The 17,088-nt window shown below is 61.8% G+C and carries 15 protein-coding genes; 9 read left to right on the top strand and 6 right to left on the bottom strand.

Annotated features, from left to right (window positions below):
* Positions 1-13: 13 nt before the first annotated feature.
* On the top strand, positions 14-3,106 hold the full coding sequence (locus IPV69_RS17210) for a hypothetical protein (RefSeq protein WP_206290956.1): 3,093 nt from the start codon (positions 14-16) through the stop codon (positions 3,104-3,106).
* 26 nt (positions 3,107-3,132) lie between these two features.
* Here the strand turns inward: IPV69_RS17210 and IPV69_RS17205 are convergent, their stop codons facing one another.
* A complete protein-coding gene (locus tag IPV69_RS17205) occupies positions 3,133-4,296 on the bottom strand; it encodes an aminotransferase class V-fold PLP-dependent enzyme (RefSeq protein ID WP_206290955.1) in 1,164 nt (387 codons plus the stop codon).
* A 347-nt stretch (positions 4,297-4,643) separates the two neighbouring features.
* On the opposite strand from IPV69_RS17205, the gene IPV69_RS17200 reads away from it, so the two are divergent.
* Positions 4,644-7,286 (top strand): peptidase MA family metallohydrolase, encoded by a 2,643-nt coding sequence (locus IPV69_RS17200; protein ID WP_206290954.1) that lies wholly within the window; start codon positions 4,644-4,646, stop codon positions 7,284-7,286.
* Between the two features lie 105 nt (positions 7,287-7,391).
* Here IPV69_RS17200 and IPV69_RS17195 read toward each other — a convergent pair whose 3' ends face one another.
* The 4 genes from IPV69_RS17195 to IPV69_RS17180 form a co-directional block, all read right to left on the bottom strand.
* Positions 7,392-7,592 (bottom strand): hypothetical protein, encoded by a 201-nt coding sequence (locus IPV69_RS17195; protein WP_206290953.1) that lies wholly within the window; start codon positions 7,590-7,592, stop codon positions 7,392-7,394.
* Positions 7,593-7,638: 46 nt separating this feature from the next.
* Entirely contained in the window at positions 7,639-7,863 is a 225-nt protein-coding gene (locus IPV69_RS17190) for a glycine zipper domain-containing protein (protein WP_206290952.1), read from the bottom strand.
* A 167-nt stretch (positions 7,864-8,030) separates the two neighbouring features.
* Positions 8,031-9,077 carry an aldo/keto reductase gene (locus IPV69_RS17185; RefSeq protein ID WP_206290951.1) on the bottom strand — a complete coding sequence of 349 codons (1,047 nt, stop codon included), beginning with the start codon at positions 9,075-9,077 and terminating at the stop codon, positions 8,031-8,033.
* Between the two features lie 176 nt (positions 9,078-9,253).
* Positions 9,254-9,631, bottom strand: coding sequence for a DUF488 family protein, N3 subclade (locus IPV69_RS17180; protein ID WP_206290950.1), 378 nt, complete (start codon positions 9,629-9,631; stop codon positions 9,254-9,256).
* A 440-nt stretch (positions 9,632-10,071) separates the two neighbouring features.
* Here IPV69_RS17180 and IPV69_RS17175 point away from each other — a divergent pair, with 440 nt between their 5' ends.
* The 7 genes from IPV69_RS17175 to IPV69_RS17145 all read left to right on the top strand — a co-directional run bounded on the left by IPV69_RS17175 (position 10,072) and on the right by IPV69_RS17145 (position 16,340).
* The gene (locus IPV69_RS17175; protein WP_206290949.1) at positions 10,072-10,605 is read left to right on the top strand and encodes a hypothetical protein; all 534 of its coding nucleotides are present in this window, start codon (positions 10,072-10,074) and stop codon (positions 10,603-10,605) included.
* Between the two features lie 72 nt (positions 10,606-10,677).
* Positions 10,678-11,466, top strand: coding sequence for a DUF1361 domain-containing protein (locus IPV69_RS17170; RefSeq protein ID WP_206290948.1), 789 nt, complete (start codon positions 10,678-10,680; stop codon positions 11,464-11,466).
* Between the two features lie 38 nt (positions 11,467-11,504).
* Positions 11,505-12,581: an NAD(P)-binding domain-containing protein gene (locus tag IPV69_RS17165; protein ID WP_206290947.1), complete on the top strand. Its 1,077-nt coding sequence runs from the start codon at positions 11,505-11,507 to the stop codon at positions 12,579-12,581.
* A gap of 232 nt (positions 12,582-12,813) precedes the next feature.
* On the top strand, positions 12,814-13,752 hold the full coding sequence (locus tag IPV69_RS17160; RefSeq protein WP_206295652.1) for a DUF1559 family PulG-like putative transporter: 939 nt from the start codon (positions 12,814-12,816) through the stop codon (positions 13,750-13,752).
* Positions 13,753-13,859: 107 nt separating this feature from the next.
* Complete coding sequence (locus IPV69_RS17155) at positions 13,860-14,453, top strand: NuoI/complex I 23 kDa subunit family protein (protein WP_206290946.1); 594 nt, start codon at positions 13,860-13,862, stop codon at positions 14,451-14,453.
* Between the two features lie 140 nt (positions 14,454-14,593).
* Positions 14,594-14,761 (top strand): Sec-independent protein translocase family protein, encoded by a 168-nt coding sequence (locus IPV69_RS17150; RefSeq protein ID WP_206290945.1) that lies wholly within the window; start codon positions 14,594-14,596, stop codon positions 14,759-14,761.
* Positions 14,762-14,954: 193 nt separating this feature from the next.
* Positions 14,955-16,340, top strand: coding sequence for a lipopolysaccharide biosynthesis protein (locus IPV69_RS17145; RefSeq protein WP_241180020.1), 1,386 nt, complete (start codon positions 14,955-14,957; stop codon positions 16,338-16,340).
* 87 nt (positions 16,341-16,427) lie between these two features.
* Here IPV69_RS17145 and IPV69_RS17140 read toward each other — a convergent pair whose 3' ends face one another.
* Complete coding sequence (locus IPV69_RS17140; protein WP_206290943.1) at positions 16,428-16,784, bottom strand: hypothetical protein; 357 nt, start codon at positions 16,782-16,784, stop codon at positions 16,428-16,430.
* Positions 16,785-17,088: the final 304 nt, after the last annotated feature.

The raw sequence follows: 17,088 nt of genomic DNA, 5'->3' as shown, positions 1-17,088 counted from the left end.
GTCCGCACGAATCATGAGCGACCATCAACGAACCATCGAGTTCCTTCGCGACTTCCGTGCATCGGGGGTCCAAGTCGTCAGCGATGAAGTCCGCGAAGCCGCGGCGGCCTATGCGTCACTATGCGCCACGGCGAACGACCGTCTTCGGCAGTGCGCCATGCTGCTGCAGCGCGGCCTTCGCGCCGAGGCGGTCCACGCCGCGGAGGCTCCCCCGAATCTGCTGGACCTCGTCGCGGCGCTTGATCTGCCCGATGCCGAGGGGTGGGTCGAGATGTGCCAGCGGAACGACATGCCCGTTCCGCCGCCGTTACAGATGGACCGGGCGGCGCAGCTCAACGATGCCTACGGCCAGGACCAGCCCCTCCAACAGCTTTACGCGACCCATCGGCGATTGGCGCTGGCAAAGGGCCCGCTCGCAGATCGACTGGATGTGATGCGGCAACTGGCCGCGGCTGATCCCGGCCCCTTCTGGGAGAAGGACATCCGCACGTTCGAGGCCGCCCGATTCAAGGAACTGCGCGTGGGCTTTGCCGTCGCCGCGAAGGAACGCGACGTACCCGCATTCAAATCGCTTGCTGCCGAGGTCCTGCAGGTGCCGTGGTACGAAACCGTTCCACCGGATCTGGCGTCGATGGCGCGCGAGATCGACACCCGGGCCCAGCAAGCCGAGGCAACGTCGCAGGTGACTGAGCTGCTGAGCAAGCTGCGGTCGGCATATGCCGCCAAATCGCTGCCGGATTGCTCGGCGTTGCTCGAGCAGCTCAAGGACCAGTCGGCGACTCTGGGGGTTGCTTCGTTGAATGACGACGCCGCCGCCGATATCCGCGCCGCCGCCGCATGGGTGCAACAGCAGAATCAGTCGCTCGCTCGCCGAAAAGCCCACACCGACGCCTGCGACGCGCTGGCCGATGCCTTGAACGCCGAAGCGAAAGACCGTGATCTGGCGGTCGCCTACAACGCCATCGTGGCGTTGGGAACCAAGCCTGTTCCGCCAGAATTGCAGGCACGCTACGACGCCCGGCTCAAGGCGCGTGCGAAGGCGGCACGCTTTCGCAACATCGCGATCGTCGCCGGCATTGCGGCCCTTCTGGCACTCGCGTTCGGGGTGTTCTACTGGCAGACCCAACAGGGAATCGCCCGGGAATGGGCTCGCCGCATCGAGAAGGCAGTCGCCGACAGGAACGTCGATCTGGCGAAGCAGCTGGTCTCGGAGCAGGAATCACTCGCACCCGGTGCCAGCAATGACCCGCAGGTGGCGGCGGCCAAGAAATCGGCCACGGTTCTGGCCGAGCAAGTCGAACGCGATCGCGACTGGGTCAAGGGAATGACGACGATCTTCGCGGCTGCATCCGACAAGGCGACGAAGGCGTTGGCCGACGGAAGCCCCGACGACTGGTGGACGGCATCGCTGTCGGCCGACGAGGCATTGGGAAGCTGGGGCAAGCCGCAGGATGCCAAGCGGATGGACCCCAGGAATCAGGTCGCCGCCGCTGCCGAACGGTTGCAGAAGGAGCGTGAGTCACTGCGAGCCCGATACGCCTCGTGGCTGGTCGCGCAGATCGACGCGGCGTCGAAGAAGGCTGGGGTACTGGTCGTCGCCCCGCGCGCCAGTGACATCGCCACAGCCGAGGCTGCACTCGCCGCCGCCGAGAAGGACCTGAGCGTTATCATCCCGCAACTCGACCGGGGCGGCGATGCGGCAAAGGCCGCCGCCGATGCCGTCGGTCCGCGCCTTGCCGCCATCCGCGACGCCATCCGCCGCGCCCGCGACGAACATGATGCCCGACTTGCGATTCACGAGTCCGCCGGGTCGGTGGCCGCCGCGCGGCAGGCACTGCAGCAGTTTGCATCGCGTTTCCCACAATCGTCAGTGAGCCCCGACTTCACGAAGGCCGCAGCGACGCTCGACCTTTATGAGTCGGTCGACCGGTATTCCGCATTGATGACGCCCTTCGCCGCCGCACCCGCACCGCCGAACGAAAAGGTCGCCCGGCAGCGGTTGGACACCCTGCGGCAGTTCATCGGCGACAATCCGCAATCTCCGTTACCACAGAGCGCGGCAGGGTACATCGACTACCTGCAGCAGGCCGCTGCCGCGATGTCCATTCCCAACGCGTGGCAGACGGAAATGGGCGATATCCTGACGTCGCCGTTGATGTCGGAGCTGAGTTACCTCGAGGTCAACGACAAGTCCCGCTACTACGTGCTCGGCGATCCGGCGGTGCAGCGGCAGGGCGTGGGCACGCGCGTAAGATGTATCTTCGACTCGATCGATCCGCAGAACCTGGCGAGGAAGAAGACCGTTACGCTCCTGGCGCCGAAGAATCTCGTCAGCGAGAAGCCTGTGCTGCTGCCTCACGCCTTGTTCGTGCGTGAAATGGCAGAGCAGATGAAGACGGTGGACGACCGTAGCTGGGACACCTGGGGAATTGATCAGGTGGATAAGCTGATCGCTAACACTGCGATCGACCCTGTCGTGCGGGCGATCCTTCTGCGAGATCTGCTTCGCGCCACCTCACGCGTGGACGGATGGGCGATCGGAGATCTCTACGACCGGGCGATTGCCGACCTCGAACGGCAGCGCCTCGACAACATTGTCTGGTACGACCAGACGAATCCGGTGCCGGCCGTCACCATGGACAGCCTCAAGTCCATCATCGGCAAGATTCCCCGCGGCGACGTGGCAAGAAAGCTGGTCGCCGAAAGGCGGGCAAGCCTATTCTCCGGACTCAAACCGCCATTCGTCGGAACAGCGATGCTTCTAAAAGACGATGCCGGCAAGTGGAAGGTTGCTACGGCCGCCGGGACCGCCAGCGCGACATCGGCATTTGCAGTGAAGCCCCCCGATGGCGCGGCGAGCGGGATGCCTGCCGTTTCGAACAGCGCTTTGCCCAGTGCTGCTCCTGATGCTCCTCCCGCCCCGCCACCGGTGTCGACTTCTCAGCCGGCAACACTTCCGGTAGCCCCTGCGGTGGTCACCGCACCGCTCCCATCGGCGGCGGCTCGGCTGGTGAAAGTCGCAACGCACAACGGCGAAACCTGGACAATCGACGAGGCTGCCGTTCGCGACCTTCCCGAGGGAACGCTGGTCTTTCTCAGCCGATGAACTGATGCCGCGTGCTCGTGAGACAGTCAATGCGCGGGGAGCGCCTCCACCAAACGCGCGACCTGATCTTCCGTGTTGTAGAAGTGCGGGCTGGCCCGCAGCCGCCCCTCGCGCAGTGCGATCTCGATCTTTTTCTCCTTGCGCAACTCGGCGACAAGGCGTTTGTGCTCATGACGCGGTGACGTGAAGCTGACAATGCCGCTCCACTGCCATTTGTCGCGCGGCGACACAATCTGATAACCCTTCTTGGAAAGCATTTCGATCATCAGATCTGTCAATTCACGGATTCGCTGCGCGACATGGCCGAGCCGCGCCGTTTGAATCAGCTCCAGCGCCGCCTTCAGCGAAAGCAGCCCCGGAACGTTGTACGTCCCGCATTCGAATCGCTGGGCATCCGAACGCAGGGTGTAGTTGATATCGCCGTAGTTCTGCGCATCGACCACATTCATCCAGCCGACCATGATCGGGCGGGTGCGTTCGATAAGTTCTTTGCGGCAGTAGAAGATGCCGGCACCCTCGGGGCCGAGCATCCACTTGTGCCCGTCGGCCGAGAGGTAGTCGATCTTCATCGCCTTGACGTCCACCGGAAGCGCGCCGACGGTCTGTATCGCGTCGACGCAGAACAGCTTGTTGTTGGCACGGCAGAACTCGCCGATCTTTGTCAGATCGTGCCGTTGTCCGCTGGCATATTCGACGTGGGACAGCGAGACGATGCGGGTGCGCTCATCGGCGGCTTCCTGGAGGATACGATCGACCGGCACGCAACGCCGACCGTTCTCGTCGTCGATCTCCGGCACTGTCACCAGCTTCACGCCGCGATTACGTACCTGCTCCATCCAGGGATAGACGTTTGCCGGATACTCCACGGCGGTCGTGACGATGCGGTCGCCCCACTGCCAGTCGATCCCGTTGGCGACGATACTCAGGCCTTCGCTGGTGTTCTTGATGAACGCGATCTCGTCCCGGTGAGCGCCGATCAGTTCGGCGGCGATGTGCCGAAGCTTCTCGATGTCCTGATACCAGCCGGTGAAGAGGTAAGCCCGCTCCTCGGCCTGCCCCGCGTACTTACGGAATGCGTCGGCCGCCGCCGCCGGCAGCGGGCAAACACCGGCATGGTTAAAGAACGTCCAGTTCTTCAGAACGGGAAAGGCTTCAGAGTTGCCGATAAGCTGTCGTATTTCACCGAACATTCGTGACCGCAGTGGGCGTATGATACGTACGCTCGGGATACTTGAAAGTGTCGAGCCTCCTGCCTGGCGGTGTCATGCAGGGCAATCGCATGTGCCTGACTAGAATATGCGCGGTGGCGTTTGTGGTGCGGGCTTCAGCCTGCACATGCTCGGATGCAGGCTAAAGCCTGCACCACAATGGGCACATGCGATTGCCCTGCGGTGTCATGCGGCCGGACAGGCGGGAAGCCTGCTCTGGAATATCCCGACATCGCGGTGTGGCTCGCAACTCTTGCCTCCGCCGCGCGTAACTGTTCAATAGGTCGGCCCGCTTCGCTCTTGCCGTCGTTTCAGCCGAGGTCATCTACATGCCCACGCTTCGCAATTCGCGCCTGGTTCGATCCGCACTTTTGGCCGCCGTCGGTGGTGTCGTGGTCTGCCCCCGGCCTTTGCCTGCACACGACTTCGTCCGCGAATCCGCCCCGGTGCGATGGGTCGAACAGGCGATGACTGAAGACCTGCCGCCGCTGAAGTACCCCGCATACTTCGACGACTTCGACAAGGCCAAGGCGCAGGTGCATTCGGGTCGATACAAGACGGCATTGCTCACGCTCCGCAGGATCGCCAACCCCAAGCCAGAGCAACTGGTCATCATCGCACTCTGCAAGGGTAAGGCACTGGCCGTGACCGGCCGCACGGAAGACGCCATCAAGGCCCTGACGGAGACGACGAAAGTTCCCTTCGGCAAGGAGCAGATCGAACTGTCGGCGCACCCGCGCGTGCAGTTACTGCACGCCGAGATCCTCGCCGAAGCCGGCCGTGCCGACGACGCGATCAAGGTGCTGCGGTCCCACCTCAAGCAATACCCCGACTCCTGGGGCGGTCACTATTGGGCGGGTGAAGTCTCCGAACGGCTCGGGGACACCGAATCGGCCAAGACATTTTACGCCTGGTTTGTCGATGCGCCCGGCGAGTTCTGGGCCAAATGGACCGCGAAGCAATCGATCCCCGAGTTCGACGACGCCGAAAAAGTCACCTGGCTTGGTCGGTCGGTCGATCGATGGGCAACGCTTAACGAGAAGTACCGCAACAACAAGGAACTGCCGCGGCAAATCCTGAACACGTTCGTCAAAGCAAAGGAAATCGACGCAGACTGGTGGCCCGCCCATGTCGCGGCGGCCGAGTACTTCGCCGAACGGGACGACAAGAAGCAGGCGATGGGAGAACTGGGCCTGGCGTTGAACGCCAACCCTCAGGACGTCCGCGCGCTTCGGCTGGCCGGTCAGATTTCGCTGGCGATGTTCGACTTTAACCGCTGCGATGCGGCCATCTCGGCGTTGCGGAAGTTTGACCCAGACTCCGTCACCGCCGATCTGCTGGAAGGCCGCAACCTGATGCACCAGCGGCTGCCCAAGGATGCCGAGACGCCCATTCAGCGGGTCATCAGCGCCCAGCCGCGGAACATGGAGGCACTTGGCCTGCTTGCCGCGACCTACGCCCTGCAGCTCGAGGAAGACAAGGCCGAGCAGATCCTGGCGCAGGTGGATGCCGTTGACGTCGGCAACAACAACGCCAGTGCATATCTCGAAGTCGCCGAGCAATTGTCGGCGATGCGGCAGTACCCGCGGGCAGCAGCGAAGTACAAAGTGGCGATCGCCCGAGCCCCCTGGTGGACCGCGGCATGGAACGGCCTGGGGCTGCTCTACACCCAGTCCGGCGACGAAGCCGAGGCCCACGCGGTAATCAAGTCGGCCAGGGAACTGGACCCGTTCAACCTGGAGACCACGAACTACCTAAAGCTGCTGAACGACATGGATTCGTACAAGCGGATCGAATCCGAGCACTTCGTACTGATCTTTGACGAAACGAAGGATCCGATCCTCGGTGAATACCTGCCGCAGTATCTCGAGAGCATCCACGCCGACGTGGCCGGCGAATACAAGTGCGCCCCGCCGGTGAAGACGTTCATCGAAATCTTTCCGTCGCATGCCGCGTTCAGCGTTCGGACAACCGGGTCACCCTGGATCGGCACCGTGGGTGCCAGCACCGGGCGGGTCATCGCTCTGGTCAGTCCGCGTAAGGGCGGCAGCAATATGGAGCCCTTCAACTGGGCACAAGTGTTGCGGCACGAGTACACCCACACCGTCACCCTGGCCGCGACCGACAACCGCATTCAGCACTGGATGACCGAGGGACTGGCCGTCCTCGAAGAACGAACGCCAATGCGATGGGAATGGGTCCCCATGCTGAACAAGGCGGTTCGCGACCGCGAATTGTTCACGATGGAGAACCTCACCTGGGGGTTCGTTCGCCCGAAAAAGCCGACCGACCGCGCGCTGGCCTATGCCCAGTCGTACTGGGTGTGCAAGTACGTTCAGGACACCTACGGCCACGGCGCGATCCTGAAGATGCTCGAGATGTTCAAGAATGCCGGCCGGATGGAAGACGTCTTCCCCGCCGTCACCGGGAAGCCGCTCGACGACTTCTACAAGGACTTCCTCGTCTGGTGCGATCAGCAGGTCGAGGGCTGGGGCTATGACGAAGAGACCAGCAAGAAGTACGACTCCGTGCGCGAGCAGGCCGAAGCGATGATGAAGACCGATCCCAAGGCAGCGATTCCGCTGTGGGAAAAGGTGCTGTTCCTTCGCCCGGTCGACGCCCTGCCGCACACCCGGCTGGCCGGGCTTTACCTGTTCACCAAGCAATACGATCGAGCGATCGCGCACCTGGAAATCCTGCACAAGGTGGAGATCAAGGACAACCGCTACGCCAAGCAGATCGCACGCATCTACGGCCGGCAGGAGAAGTGGGCGGAAGCCGCCAAGTACGGCCTGCAGGCCATCTACATCGACCCCTATGACCTGACGGCTCATCAACTGCTGAAAGAAGCCTGTGAGAAGTCCGGCGACAAGGCTGGGGCGGAACGCGAGAACCGCGTGATCCCGGTCCTGGAAAAGTGGCTCGCCGCAAAACAACCCGGCGCTGCCGCCGAATCGCCCAAAAAGGAGTAGCCCCGCGCCGTCCGCGCGATTTCGGTGCTGACGACAGGTATAAAGAAACGGGCGGATCAAGCTTATTGATCCGCCCGTTCTCGTTTTCAACTCCGCGTGTTGAATTTACTTTTCGACCTTCTTCTCGGTCGTGGTTTCCTTGAGGGTTCCGTCCGGCTGCTCGGTCACCTTCTTTTCGGTCGTCTTCGATGTTCCATCGGTGGATTTCACGGTCTCGGTTTCCTTCGAGACGGTTCGATCGCAGCCCGAAATGGCGGGAACTGCCAGAAAAGCGCCGCACAACACGAATGGGAATAGCTTGCGCATACGATAGCTCCTTGAAGCGTAAGACATGGGGTTTGAAATCAAATCTTTAACGAGTCCAGATGACGCCGAGCAGAAAGCCCAGCCCGATGCCGAGACCAACGACGCGAAGCGGGTGCTCGATCACATAGTCCTCGGCGAGATAGCGGAGTTCCTGAGCGTCGGCCTTCACAGCGGAGCTGATGTCGGCGACGGCCTGGCGGGTGTGACAGACGGCACCTTCCTCGCTTGCGGGTTTGGCGGCCGTGCTGGAGATGTCGGTAAGGGTTGTCATGGGCGGTCTCCTTGTCTCTTGACCGCCAGATGATTGCGTGCCGGACTGAGCCGGGCCTGAATTCGAGATGAAGGAGCCCTTATCTGGTAAATGGCGACGTGCCGCCCCCGGCGCACTGAGAAGATGGGATCAACAGTAGACCAGTCGCTCGGTCGCGGCGCTGGACGTCAGGTCTGCGCGCCGGGACGGGCTGGTGCGCCATCGCCACCCATGAGCTCGGCGGCAGGGGAAAATGCGGCGCGGATCTGCTGGCGTTCGACATCGCTAAGCCGGAACGCCATCGCACCGGCATTGTGAACCGCCTGCTCGGCGTTGCGTGCGCCGACCAGAGCGGCGGTAATCCCCGGTTCGCTGAAGGTCCAGTTCACGATCAGCTGTGCGAAACTCGCCTTATGTCGGTCGGCGATGGACTTGACCTGCGCCAACGCTGCCGCCACCGACTTGCGTACGTCAGGCTTAAATGCCTTGTAGTTGTTCCGGTGATCGCCGGCGGGGAACTTGTGGTCGGGGCCGTACTTGCCGGTGAGTAGTCCGCGTTCCATCGGCGAATAACAGACGATGCCAACGTTCATCTGCCGACAGTATGCAAGAATCTCCTTCTCGATCCCCCGATTGATCACACTGTACGGCGGCTGATGACTCGCGAGCACCGAGCCGTGTTCCTTGAGCCAGCTGTCGGCGGTTGAGATCTGCTTGAGGTTGTAATTGCTGACACCGATCGCCCGAACCTTGCCGGCCTTCTGCAGCTTGTACATCGCTTCGATCGATTCGTCGATCGGCGTCGTCAGGTCCGGCCAGTGGATCTGGTAGACGTCGATTACGTCGACGCCGAGCCGGCGCAGGCTCTGTTCGCACTCGTGCGCGATGCTATCGGCCTTGCTGTTGCGCGTGACGGTGATCGCCCGGCCCTGGTTGTTCAGCGTTGCCCAGGGATCGGAACCGCGGGCGTCGTCCCAGCGCATGCCGCACTTGGTCAGGATCTGCACCTTATCGCGGCGGCCCTTGATTGCCTTGGCGACGAGCTCTTCGCTGTGCCCCTGCCCGTAGATCGCGGCGGTGTCGATCGAGGTGACACCAGCGTCAATGCTCGCCTGAATGGCGGCAATCGAGTCCTGTTCCTCAGACCCGCCCCACATCCATCCGCCAATTGCCCAGGCACCAAAGGTCACCGGTGAAACGCTGACATTACTGTTGCCGAGCTGGCGGAGGTCCATGTAGATATCCTTTCGGTTCGGGTCCGGAAGTGTAGGAACAGGGGGACGAATTGCCAATTGAGAATCGGTGATTCACGGCCCTCGGCAGGGTCTCGCGACAAAAGAAAGCGGCCGTAGAGCCTACGGCCGCTTGCATGTGTCAAGTTTGGCGAAGCCCCCGACGAAGCCGGACGCGCTCAGCCCTCCTGCTTGGGGGACCATGCCCGCAACTCACTGAGAAACTCGTGAAGCGCCGAAGCCGCGTTCTGGCTCGGATCGTCGCCGGTATGCAGCAGGGTGAAGTTCTCATCAATCGCTGCTTTCGCCAGATGTTGCAGCGCAACCTTGTACGGACTCTTGGCGAGCGCCTCGTGATAGCGGGTGCGGAAGTAGTCGTACCCGTCGGGGTGCTTCTCAAACCAGTCCGTCAGATTCGCCGACGGCCCGAGGTGTGATAGCACATGGTCGACCTTGCACCATTCGCGAAGATCCCGGGCAAGGCCGACGGCCTCGACCCACAGGCGTTGCCCGTCATCGGGTTCCAGAGCATCCATCAGGTGCTTGACCTTAATCATGGCCTTGAGGGGTTTAGCCCACTCACTCCTCGGGAGGCGGGTCGCTTCGGAAGGGGTCGGCACCTTGCACGGCACCAGGAGATTCCATCTCCGCTTCGACCCTTCCTTTACGCTCGCCTGCCAATAGTAGGACGATAAAAACTTCGTGAAGTTTGGTGACGAAGTATGATTCTGTTTTCACCGCGAAGCGTTCTCTGACTTCTCGTTTGATTCCGCACAAACGCCTATAGTGACAGCCATTGCGGTCTTTCACCCGGCCGCGTGGAGAGGTCCTGATGCAACGGTTATACGTAATGTTCAGAATTGGAAGCGCGAACCTGTTCAGGCCCTTGGCCTGGCGACTTGGGGTGGCACTCGTGTTATCGGCCACGGCCGGATGTGACCGCGGCCCTGCCACGACGGCTTCCCCCCGGGCCGCCGCCAAGGCGTTTGTTACCGCGATGAACACCAGCGACGCCGACACGATTTCCGCCGTCAGCACCGGCGACGACGCGTCGCTGCAGCAGTTGCTCGTCATGGCGAAGGTCAACGCCGCCTATGCCCGGCTTGAGAAAGTCGCCGCCGAGAAGTTTGGTGATCCCCGTTCAGTGCTCGCCTATCCGCGAGCCCGCGACCACTATGCCGTCATGGCACGGAACATTGACTCGGCACCCGAAACGGTGAACGGCGAGGTGGCGACGATCGGTCAGGGGCTGGGCTCGATTCAGCTTCGCAAGGTGGGCAGCCAATGGAAAGTCGATCGCGCCCGGCACGTCGGGCTCGACGCGTCGTCGGCATCGGCCAACGAGATGGCCGCCGCGATGGCCAGCGCCTACAACGATGTCGCCGACGGGATCGCCAGCGCTAAACTGTCGTCAGCCGACGAAGCCAAGGCTGTCCTGATGGGGCGAACGCAACAAGCCGTCCTTTCGTTCACGACGTCGCCGATCCCTCAACCCGCTGCGACTCGACCTGCGTCGCTGCCTGCGAAGTGAACCAACGTTTGCCAGCCACGCCTCTTCCTCAAGACACTTTGCAATGCAAAGCAAGCGTGTTAAAGTCGTCGCATGAACAGTCGTTCCGGCAAGACCTACCCATCGATGGGTGATCGAATTCACAGCGCGACCGGGTTCCCCGTTCTCTACTGGCTTGCCGTCATCGGGTGCTCGGGTCTGTCGATGTCGCTGCTGGCGGCGCGCCTCGCGGCTACCCGTCAGGTCGGACATCTCTCGCTCGTCTGGGATCTGTTTTTAGCCTGGCTTCCGGTCGCGCCGGCCCTGGGCATCTACCACCTCTGCCGCCGACCGCGAATCAACCGACTGCTTCTGATTCTCCTGGCCGGCGTCTGGCTTCTGTTCTTCCCCAACGCACCCTACCTGATCACGGAGATGATCCACCTCAGTCCCCAATACGGCCCCAGCCCCGAGATCCTGCCGGCCTGGCTCGACAAACTGCTACCGGCGATGGCCCCCCAGTCGTCGCCGGAATGGTTCGACTTCCTGCTCCTGTCCTCGATCGTCGTAAACGGGCTGCTCACCGCATTCACTGCGATGCGGCTCGTAGAGCGCTCCATCGCCCGTCGCGGGGGGCGGCTGATGTCGCTGGCGCTGGCGGGTTGGATATTCCTGCTCGCAAGTTTCGGTGTCGCCCTCGGCCGCTACGCCAGGCTCAACAGCTGGGAAGTCTTCACACAACCAATCGAGACCTTCGAGAAGATCTTTCAATGGATGCAGGTGCCTCGCGTCGGCGTTTTTACACTGGTGTTCGGGGCGCTATTGGCGATGTTCTACATCGCCGCCGTCCATGGTGGACGCCGTGAGCCCGATCCCCAAGCAGGACGTGGATTTGAACGCTGATCGCATCTGCCTTGCTCATCTACCCTATGATGCCCGGCATGTCTGACACGACCGACATCGCGATCATCGGCGGAGGCCCGATTGGCCTGGAGCTTGCCGTGGCCTGCCAGAAGGCAGGTCTCGACTATCTGCATTTCGAAGCCGGCCAGATCGGCCAGACCATTTCCTGGTTCGCGCCGCAAACCCGGTTCTTCAGCAGTAACGAACGAATCGCGATCGCTGGCGTCCCGCTCCAGACGGCCGACCAATCCAAGGCATCGCGCGAAGAGTATCTTGCCTACCTTCGGTCCATCGTTCTCCAGTTCGGGCTGCGGGTGAAGTGCTACGAACCGATCGTCGGCATCACTTCCGACGGCAAGGGACCGGACGGCGGATTCATCCTGACCAGCCGTCGCGGCGCGGGGGGAAGCGCCGGCGCTACGTCGACCTATCGCGTCAGGAGGATCGTCCTGGCCACCGGTGGAACCGACCGGCCGCGCAAGCTTGGGATTCCCGGCGAAGACTTGCCCCACGTCAGCCATTACTTCAAGGACCCACACACCTACTTCCGCCAAAACCTGCTCGTCGTCGGGGGAAAGAACTCGGCAGTCGAGGCCGCGCTGCGTTGCTACCAGGCCGCGGCACAGGTCGCCATCAGCTATCGCCGACCGGAACTGCCGGCCAAGAGCATCAAGTACTGGCTGTTGCCGGAGATCACCGGCCTCACCCAGGCTGGCCGAATCGCCGGGCACTTTGCGACGATCCCCACGCACATCACCGGGACGCACGTCTCCCTGCAACCGGTCGATGCCGCCTTTCAACCTCGAGGTGAGCCATACGATGTTCCCGCCGACTTCGTACTGTTGATGACGGGCTATGAACAGGACAACACGCTGCTGAAACTGACGGGCGTGAAGTTCTCTGAAGATGGCGAATGCCGACCGATCTTCGACGAGCGGACGATGGAGACCAACGTGCCCGGTGTATACGTTGCCGGCACGGCGACCGGCGGGACCCAGGAGCGATACACGGTCTTCCTTGAGAATTGCCACGTGCACATCGAGCGCATCATCTCGGCACTCCAAGGGACAACCCGGCTCGTCCGCGCGCCCGACTTTGCTTGCCCGGAGAGCTAACGGGCTGCGGCGCGTAGGTTTGCATGACGGCCGCTGGCCGCAGGGCGAGCGTCATCCTGTTGCCGCGACGCAGCCGGTACGCCGATGCCACGTCTGCTCTTGACGAAAACGTGATACTTCAGTCATACTCATCGAAGCAGAATGCTGCTCCGAAAGCAGTGCTGCGTGGTGGGGATCCTGTCTTGGGCCGATTCGGCCTTGCTGTTGCTGTTCGCTAAACCAGAGGTGGTCGATGATCTGCCGAAGGTCGTTGTCGCGGGCATTTACGCTCGTTGAGCTACTTGTCGTGATAGGCATCATTGCCCTGCTGATCGGCATCATCATGCCATCGCTGTCTCGAGCGCGCGAGGCCTCCAAGCGGACCCAGTGTTCGTCAAATCTGCGGCAGATTGGCATGGCCGCGATGGGGTTTGCCGGGGCTAACAAAGGCTACTTCCCCATGAGCTTTGGAACCGGCACGCCCCCGTCGATCGGGCAGGCACCGGTTGCCGATATGGGGCGCCTTCCGATGCTGGTGAATCGCACCGACTGGATCGCCAACAGTGACGCCGACTGGAAGAAGTATGGCACACCCTGGTCGATCTGGCAGCAGTTCGGGGCCGCTCCGGGGGTGTGGAAATGCCCGGGCTCGGAGTTTGATGTCCGGGCTTACAACGGCACGGATGGTATTCCCGCCGACCCGGCCTGGGGTGAAATCGTCTACACCGACTACGCGTACGTCGGCGGTCTGGTGAACAACACCGCCACCCTCGGCAAAAGCGTGGCCCGATGGGGAACGCTGTACGTGCCGGCGGTACGCTCTCACAGCCGCAACTCCACCGAACTGATTCTGGCCGCCGATGCGGTGTATTACTCGGCTGGCGCCGGACGACGGTATCACATCAATCACCCGATCCAGTCCAAGACCGGAGAGGTGGACCGCCAGGCCGTCTTGTACGCCGACGGTCATGTGGCCGACTGGGGCCGGGAGATGTACGACGGCCCGCTGCAGAATCTGCGGGGGCGCTCGACCCTGCAGTTCGATAATCGCAGCGGCAACGGCTACACGTTCTTCGGGCTTTTGCCCGTGGTCGCACCCACGCCACCAACGACGCCCCCGCCGCCGACGACACCTCCTGTCACGCCGGCACCGCCCCCGCCGCCGAACAAACTGCCAAATCCACTGCCTTGACGGACCGGCCTGAAAGTAATTCCCGATGGCTGTGATCAACTCCGCCGGCTGATCTTGCGCGCCGCCCGACTCGACTTTCGAGACGCGACCTCGCACAATCCGGCCCGATGTCATCCCCCGTCCGCGAATACTTCCGCAACATCTACGACAACATCACTTCGATCGTGATCGGAATGAAGATCACGTTGAAGTACTGTTTCCAGAAGACGGTGACGGTCAATTACCCCGAGCAGCACCTGAGCTTCGCGCCGCGGTACCGGGGCATTCACGAGTTCGAAGCCAACAAGTGCATTGCTTGCGACCTGTGTGCCAAGGCCTGCCCGGTGGATTGCATCTACATCGATAAATCCGGCCCGAGAAAAATCGACAAGGCGACCGGCATCGTCAACGAGGACGACCCCAAGACCGGCAAGCTCCTGCGGTTCGCGATCGACTACAGCAAATGCCTGTTCTGCGCACTATGCACCGAGCCCTGCCCGACGCTCTGCATCCATATGGGAAAGCTGCACGATTTAAGCGGCTACAGCCGCGATGATGCGGTGGTGGAGTTCGCGGAGCTCGACAAAGAGAACCTGCGGACCCCGATCCCGCTCTGGATGGAGCGGAACAAGGACAAGATCGAATGGGTTGGCGACGAGTACGAACGGGTGAAGGCCGGAAAGCTGGCGAACCACGCGGGGGACATCACGCCGGTGAAGTAGCTGGTGACGAATGCCAATTGCGATGTGTTGAGGATCGTGACGGATCGGCATGCCAAGGACCGATGACGTCAGTAACCTGGTTGGTATAGAATGCGGTACGAGTAAAGGTACCGGGCCAATCATCGATTTGAGGAGGAACTATGGGAAAACTGAATATCTGGCAATGGCTTGGCGTGGTGCTGCTGATCGTGTGGGCGGTGCTGTACTTCAACCGTAAATCCGACGAGAAAGAACGGGCCAAGCAGCCCGCGACCCCCGGAACGCCGGTGACTCAACCTGCGCCGCTGCCGGCGACGAACCCCGGCTGAGACGAACCGAGCGACGCCGGTGTCAATGGTCCACAGACCCGGATGATCTGCGCGGCAATTGCGAGGAATCCGGGTCTTCGCGAGTACGCTCAGACTCCGGCGTAAGCGTGGATTCCGCTTGACGACATCCGGCCCCAACCCATCCACGCCCAACAAAATGGAGTCGCGACCGACGGGATCGCTCCGCTTGGATGTGGCGAGCGGTTACTTGCTGGCGCTGTTCCGCATCCTCTCGTGGGCGGGCGTAACAGCCTTTCTCTACCGTGAAGCCGGGCCGGTCGCATTCGGCATCTTCGCTCTTCTACGGGGAACGATTTCAATTCTCAGCTACACATCGCTCGGACTGGGGCCGGCGCTAGTCCATGCGATCGCCAAGGCCAATGCCAGAGACGCCATTCCAGCAGAGCCGCTGTCGGCCGATACCACGGTTGCACCGCCGGGCATCGTTGCGCTTGGTTATGCCAATACAGCGGCAGAACCAGTTCCTGCGGGGAATCACGAACAAGCCGTCATCACGACCGGGCTGCATGTCGCGCGGCTCTTGACTGCCTTCGCGTTCGCCGGGGCAATTGGGATGGCGCTCGCGACCGAATCCTATTTCGCGTCGCGAGAGGTCAACGCGGGATGGATTCTGCTGGCAACGTTAGCGCTAGGCTGCGGCGTGGCAACTCGAATTGCGGGTGAGCCGGCGTCTGCCATCCTTCAGGTACGGGGACTTCTCGCGCTCGACAACTTTATTCTGGCCGGTGCCGAGGTGTGCTGGCTACTCGTGGTCGTGCTCATTCCCCTGCGGCAGATCGATAGCGTGGCCGGTGCGTGGGCACTCTGCTGCCTTGGAACAACGGTCACCCGTGTCGTCGCGGTGACACGCCTTGTGCCTGATTTCGAGACCGGGGGACCTAAAGATCCTGCCATTATGCGGTCGCTGCTTCGATTCGGGGGTGGCATCACACTCGCCCAGACGGCCGACTTCCTCTACGCGCCCTGCAGCTACCTGATCATTCAATCACTGCTCGGCCCGAGTGAGGTCGCCACCTACGCGCCGCTCGTGCAGATCGACTCGGCACTCCTGCTGGTTGTCGCCGGAATTGCCGGGGCGGTCTTCCCGCGGGCAGCGAGGTCGTTCGCTGCCGGCAACCTGCGCGAGCTCCGCCACCTCTACGTGCGCGGAACGCTAACCAGTCTCGCCCTGCTCATTGCCGCCGGAATCGCAACTATGCTGTTGGGCGCGTTTGCCCTGCGCCTCTGGCTAGGCGACGTTTCCCCGCAGACCTTGATGCTGCTGCCGCTGCTGTTGGTGCATACGGTAATTGGCGGGGCGAGCGGAGTCGGACGGGCAGTGCTCCTGGGAATGGGCCGGGTACGCGTCTTTATGAAATCGTCTCTGATTGCCGGTTCTGCCAATGTCGTTCTGGGTGCGACTCTCGCCGGGCCGGTCGGGTGGGGCCTGAAAGGAATCGTGCTAGCGACGATCATCGTCGTTGTCGCCCGGTGTGCGATCTGGATGCCGTGGTATGTCCTGAAAATGACGAATGACGAAAATCGATTGACGAATCAAGCTCAAAATCCGAAGGATTGAAGCGACGCGTCAGGCCCCGGTTCGATCATTCAGCTTTCGACCTTCATTCGTCATTCGATTTTCGTCATTCTTCATTCTGACCGCCGGTTACTTCGTCGCAGAAGCCAGCTTCGTGTCCCTCGGCTCGCTCTTGAGCGGCGGCGGGGCTTCGTGCTTGATCCAGTGCGAGAGCACGCCGGTGTAGACCGTCTGGCCGTCTTTGACGACCTCTGTCCAGAGGACGCGGTCTTTGAACTCAAACCCGCTGGGCACGCCGGGCTTACCGACGTCCACGCTCTTCACCAGCGCATCTTTAAGGGTGTCGGCGACCGTGCGGGGGCCGGCGGCGATGGGCTGAACGCTGTTTGTCATAAACGCCGCCGCGCTCGTCTCCGATGGACGAGTCACGAAGCCGGCGAGAATCAGGGCAATACCGAGGACGAAGATCACAAATGACTTAAACACCGTCTGCTCCCTTCTGGCAAAGCAACACTACGATTCAGGAACGCATCCGGCCAAAAAACTGTCGGGCGTCGCGTCCGAGAACCATATGGAATGAATGTACCGGGAATTAGTCGACGGTGAGGATGCCCGAATTGGGGTATTCGGTTCACATGCAGGGCGGAGGCAGCAGGATTAATCGTAAGCCAATTTATTGCAATCAGTTATGCACACAACACGCATCCGCTGGGCAAAAACCGCCGTATATCGATCAATTGCTCACACAAAGACTCCGCCCTCTTTGACAAGTGAGTTCAAGAACACAAAC

This window comes from Humisphaera borealis, from assembly GCF_015169395.1.
GTDB classification, from domain to species: domain Bacteria; phylum Planctomycetota; class Phycisphaerae; order Tepidisphaerales; family Tepidisphaeraceae; genus Humisphaera; species Humisphaera borealis.
Note: the sequence above shows the minus strand (reverse complement) of the source record. Positions and strands in the feature narration are given on the sequence as shown.